The sequence below is a fragment of the bacterium genome, from assembly GCA_026398675.1.
Taxonomy (GTDB): Bacteria; RBG-13-66-14; RBG-13-66-14; order RBG-13-66-14; family RBG-13-66-14; genus RBG-13-66-14.
The window spans coordinates 1-5,125 of record JAPLSK010000382.1 but is presented as its reverse complement, the minus strand read 5'-3'; the positions used below and the strand labels follow the sequence as shown (position 1 = coordinate 5,125).

At 67.5% G+C, this 5,125-nt stretch carries 4 protein-coding genes; 2 read left to right on the top strand and 2 right to left on the bottom strand.

The window, feature by feature from the left end; translation table 11 throughout:
- Both NTW26_11455 and NTW26_11450 read left to right on the top strand, forming a co-directional pair.
- Nucleotides 1–2,466: C25 family cysteine peptidase (locus NTW26_11455; GenBank protein ID MCX7022862.1), on the top strand; the 2,466-nt coding region annotated here is incomplete at its 5' end.
- Between the two features lie 114 nt (nucleotides 2,467–2,580).
- A complete protein-coding gene (locus tag NTW26_11450) occupies nucleotides 2,581–3,288 on the top strand; it encodes a hypothetical protein (protein MCX7022861.1) in 708 nt (235 codons plus the stop codon).
- Between the two features lie 256 nt (nucleotides 3,289–3,544).
- Here NTW26_11450 and NTW26_11445 read toward each other — a convergent pair whose 3' ends face one another.
- Both NTW26_11445 and NTW26_11440 read right to left on the bottom strand, forming a co-directional pair.
- The gene (locus tag NTW26_11445) at nucleotides 3,545–4,363 is read right to left on the bottom strand and encodes a hypothetical protein (GenBank protein ID MCX7022860.1); all 819 of its coding nucleotides are present in this window, start codon (nucleotides 4,361–4,363) and stop codon (nucleotides 3,545–3,547) included.
- Nucleotides 4,360–4,980, bottom strand: a complete 621-nt coding sequence (locus tag NTW26_11440) for an MBL fold metallo-hydrolase (protein ID MCX7022859.1) — start codon at nucleotides 4,978–4,980, stop codon at nucleotides 4,360–4,362. The genes NTW26_11445 and NTW26_11440 overlap by 4 nt, the downstream gene beginning before the upstream one ends.
- Nucleotides 4,981–5,125: the final 145 nt, after the last annotated feature.

Genomic DNA, 5,125 nt, shown 5'->3' with positions numbered 1-5,125 from the left:
GAGGGAATTTATCCGACCGACGAGGGCGTTCCGATGCTGCCCACCGTGCCCCTCTTCATCAGCGTTCCGGCGGGCCTGGGCGCCACCGAGGTCACCGTTACCGACCTCACGGTGCAGAAGCTGCCGGGATTTTACGTAGTCCTGCCGGCCAACACCCCGCGGCCGGTAAGCCAACCCGCCGAGTTCCGGGCGGTCTTCGACGACGGCATCTACTCCTCCTCCGACCCGTACCCCGCCGTCCCCCTGACGGCCGCCGGGGGCGGCAACATCTCGGGCTACGGCGTGGCCGCGGTCCAGTTCAGCCCCTTCATCTACGAGCCGGCCTCGGGCGCCCTCTCGGTCATCACCCGCATCGAGTTCGAGATAACGACCGAACCGCTGTCCTACGAGGTGCGCGTCCCCAACCGGGTGACGCGGCAGGTGGCGGAGTTCGGCCTGGAAAATATCCGGAGCATGGTCCTCAATCCAGGGGACGTCTACGTGTCCATTCCGGTGGTAGAGCCGACCTTCACCGGGACGCCCCATCCCGAGCCCGGCATGAACTCACCCGACTTCGGCGACACCGCCGAATGGGTCCTGATAACCCCGGAGGCCTTCGTCGAAAGCTTCTCGCCCCTGAGGGACTGGAAGCTCCTCAAGGGCTACACCACGGCCATCGTCACCACGGAGTACATCTTCGACAACTACTCCGGCAGCGACAACGCGGAGCGCATCCGGAACTTCATCATAGACGCCTACGAAAACTGGTCCACCCAGTGGGTGGTCCTTGGCGGGGACTGCAGCTTCGACCAAGAGCGCCGGGGGTACGTTGTCATCGGAGGCTGCTCCGATGACGACCAGCACATCCCCTGCGATCTCTACTTCTCGGACCTGGACGGAACGTGGAACGAGGATGGGGACGGATACTGGGGTGAGTGGCCCGACGACAACCCCGACATGTTTCCCGACGTCTACGTCTCCCGGTACCCCGTGATGACGCCGGACTTCGTGGACACCGTGGTTTCCAAGACCCTGACCTACGAGAAAGAGATTCCGGCGGGTCACACCACCGACGCCCTCTTCCTGGGGGCCTACCTGGACTCCGGCACCTCGGGCGGCCTCGCCAAGAACCGCGTGGACGATCTCTACCTGCCGTCCCAGTTCGACCCGGTCACCAAGCTCTATGAGGATTACGACAACCTCAGCCGCGCCGCGGTCATCGCCCAGATTAACGCCGGCAACTGCGCCGTCGTCAACCACTGCGCCCACGCCAACTACACCATCATCGGCACCGGCCCCGACTACATGTCGGTCGCGGACGCCTACGCCCTGACCAACGGCGACCAGCTCGGCTGGATGAACTCCATCGGCTGCATGTGCGGCGGCTTCGACCGCTACCAGTGCTTCGCCGAACAACTGGTCCTCGCCCCGGCGGGCGGGATGGTCGCCACCATCATGAACTCGCGCTACGGCTGGTACTCGCCCGGTAACCCCGGCTTCGGCCCCAGCGACCTGGTTGACCAGCAGTTCTTCTGCTCCATGTTCAACGAGGGCAAGACCAACTTCGGCTACGCCCTGGCCGACATGAAGAACTACTTCGTCCCGTCCGCCAGGGGGGGCAACGTATACTACCGCTGGTGCATCTACGAAAACACCGTCCTGGGGCCCAGCGAGACCGTGGGCTGGACCGATGAGATGGCGAACCTTGCCGTGCAGTACCCCGACCACTGGAGCCACGGCGGATTCACCGTGAACGTCACCGTGGGCGGCTCGCCGGTGGAGGGCGCCCTCGTCTGCCTCTACAAGGAGGACGACTGCCACGTGGCCGACAGGACCGGTCCCGGCGGCCAGGTCATCCTCTACCCCGACCCCTCCGAACCCGGCGAGATGCACGTCACCGTCACCGCCCAGAACGGGTGGCCCTTCGAGGGCACCACGACGGTGGACGACGACGTGAGCACCGACGTGGCCGAGTTCACCGGCACGGCCGGGGAGGACGGCGTGCTCCTGGCCTGGAGCCTGGAGGACACCGGCGGTCTGGTCGGCGTCAACCTCTACCGTGACTCCGACCGGCTCAACTCGAGCGCCCTCGTTCCGGATACGCGCGGCCGCTACCTGGACCGCGAAGCCCGCGGCGCGAACGACTACTACCTCGAGCTGGTCGCCGGCGACGGCAGCGCGGTGCGTTACGGTCCGGTGAACGTCTCCGCCCTCGGGGAGATTATTCGGACGACACTCTCCGCGGCCTATCCCAACCCGGCCTCGACCGTCGTCTGCTTCGACGTCGCCCTGCGGGAGACCGGCGCGATCGAGCTGGCGGTTTACGACATCGCCGGCCGCCGGGTGACCACCGCCGCGTCGGGCGAGCTGACCGCCGGACGCCATACGGTCACCTGGGACGCGGCCGACACCCCGGCCGGGGTTTACATCGCCCGGCTGGTCACCGCCGACGGAACCTTGACCACCCGGCTGGTCGTCGCCCGGTAAAAGACGGCATCCGTTCGTGATAGAGGGGCCCCGCGGGGCTCCTCTTTTTGGGGGGCTTGCCAAGGCTCCGCGGGCGGCCTATAATCCACCTGAACACCTTCCAACCGTTCAACCGTGACCCTGACCCCCAACAACCAGAAAACCGGCTGCAACGCCGGCATCATCACAGCCGTCCTCGTGCTCGTCGCGGTCGGCGGCGTGGTGTCCTTCCTCGCCTCCGGCGGGGAGGGAGACTTCCTCCCCGGTTTCCTCATCCCGATCATCCTCATCTTCGTCGTCATCCCCATCATCGGGCGGGCGGTGAAAAACGCCAAGGGAGCGGCGCAGGGCGGCGGTTCATCCTCGAGCTCCCAGCCCGCCGGCTCCACCCCCTCCTCGACGAGCTCCAACCGGCCGTACCGCTACAGTCTCGACACCGGGGAGAGAATCTCCGCGGCGGACAGGGCGACCGAGCAGGCGCCGGTGATGGACGAGGAGCAGCACCGTCGGGCGGTCAGCGAGATAATGGCCCGGCGCATGAGGGAGTCAAAAACCGACGGTGAGCCCGTCGAGGCCACGGTCGAGGCCGAGGTCCAGACGGTGGGCGATGTCGAATTCACGGAAGCGGAGGCGACGGCCAAACGACAGCAGGACCGGGATCAGAAGAGGAAGCTCTCCGACAACACCGAGGCCATCCGCGAGCGCAACCGGCAACTCCAGGTCAGTCAGCCCGACGAATTGCCGCCCGGATACACCCTCTGCGTGAACTGCGGCAACATCACCCGGCTGAAGGGGAAGAAGACCCGTTGCCCCATCTGCGGGTCCGTCATCGAGGCCCTGTAGAGCCCGATCGAACGACGACGGTCCCCCGGGGGACCGTTTTTTTGCGCAGGCAGTGGTGAGAGTGCTGGCTGCCGCGTGTCCCCTCCCCCCTATGGGGGGAGGCTCGCCTACGGGTTGGGGAGGGGGCGAAGCTGTCCCCTCCCCCCTCTGGGGGGAGGGCTAGGGTGAGGGGCGAGGCTTGAGCGTGAAAACGGCGGGGACTAAAGCCCCCGCCCTATATTACGGTTATTTGGCCGCGGCCCCTCGATCGCCATTCCTACGGTGGGTCGAGGACCGGATCGCGGGAATCGGGAACGGGCAGGCGCCCCGACCGCCAGGCGGGGTCCAGCGGGTCATGCCCACCTTCGATAAGCCCCTGCATGTCCCCAAAAACCTCCCGCTCGGGGCCGAAGCCGGGACCAAGACGGAGAAACTCGCCCAACTCGAACGCCGCATCTTTTGAATCGCCCTGCGCCTCGTCCAGGAGGGCCGCCGCCGCCCAGGCGCGGTCGTCCGTCGGGTCCAGGGCCAGCGCCGTCGAAAGCTCCCGCCGGGCCTCATCCCCCCGGTCCTGGGCGCAGAGGAGGAGCCCCAGCGCCAGGTGCGGTCGGCTGTCGGCGGGGGCCAGATACGCGGCCGCCCGGAACTGGACTTCGGCGCGCCAGGCCTCCCCCTGACGGAAGCGCAGCAGCCCCAGCAGATAGCGCAGCCGCGCCTGATAAGGGTCTTCCCCGAGGACCGATTCCAAAAGCGCCGTCGCCCCGACGAGGTCGTCCCGGACGACGAGCCGGGACGCCGCCAGCCACGCCCCCTCCCCGTCACTCTCCTCCAGCGCGTCGTAGAGCGGCGGCTGGTCGTTATCCGCGCCGGCGGGCACGACCAGCCCTTCGATTTCGGCGGGCCTCGCCCACTCGTCCGTCCGATTGAGCGCGGCCAGCTCGGGGCCACGCTCCGGATCGCCCAGAGTACGCAGGGCGAGGGCGTGAAAATCCTCCGAGGGCAGCGCCTTCGCGAAAGCGCAACCCGGCGGAGGCTGTGGCTCGGCGGCGCAGCCGAAGAGGATTAAAACCCCCGCGAGGGGGAGTATTTTTTTCAAACCAGGAAGGGGTTGGACCGCTTCTCCTCGCCCACGGTGGTCGCGGGGCCATGGCCGGGCAATAGGCGCGTCGAGTCGGGCAGGGACATGACGACCTGCTCGATATTGCGGAAGAGCGCGTCGGGGTCGCCACCGGGGAGGTCGGTGCGCCCCACGCTGCCGGCGAAAATGGAGTCGCCCACCGCAGCGATGCCGCGCTTGGCGTCGTAGAGCACCACACCGCCCGGCGAGTGACCCGGCAGGTGGAGCACCTCGAGCTGGACGGCGGGGAAGGTCAAGAGGGCCGGATACGGGGTGAAGCGGGGCCACTCGTTGGGCCGGGGGCCGCAGATTTCGAGCCACTCCTCCTTCAGCGCCGCCACGCATATCAGGTCGTCGGGGTGGAGGTAGCAGGGGATGTCGTGGCGCCTGGCCATCTCCCCGGCGCCGCCTAAATGGTCGGGGTGGCCGTGGGTCAGGGCTATGGCTACGGGGGTCAGGTCTTTCTCCCTCATCACGGCCTCGATGCGGTCCGCCTCGGCTCCGGGGTCCACCACCAGGGCCCCCCCGTCGCCCACGGGCCACACGTAGCAGTTCATCTCCAGCACACCGACGACCACGACCAGCGGCTCGTACATCTCGTCTCCTCCGCGGTGATGGTAGCAAAGTCGGCCGCCGGGTACAACATTTCACCGAAAACCGCCCCGCTTGACACCCCCCGCCGGCCGCCGGTACAATGCCTGGGCTCGTACCCGCATCCAAGGGAGCGCCGTGCCCGCAGAG

What these genes read in the sequence shown, in the direction of transcription:
- NTW26_11440 (MCX7022859.1), bottom strand. Translation starts at nt 4,980, where the DNA reads ATGTACGAGCCGCTGGTCGTGGTCGTCGGTGTGCTGGAGATGAACTGC.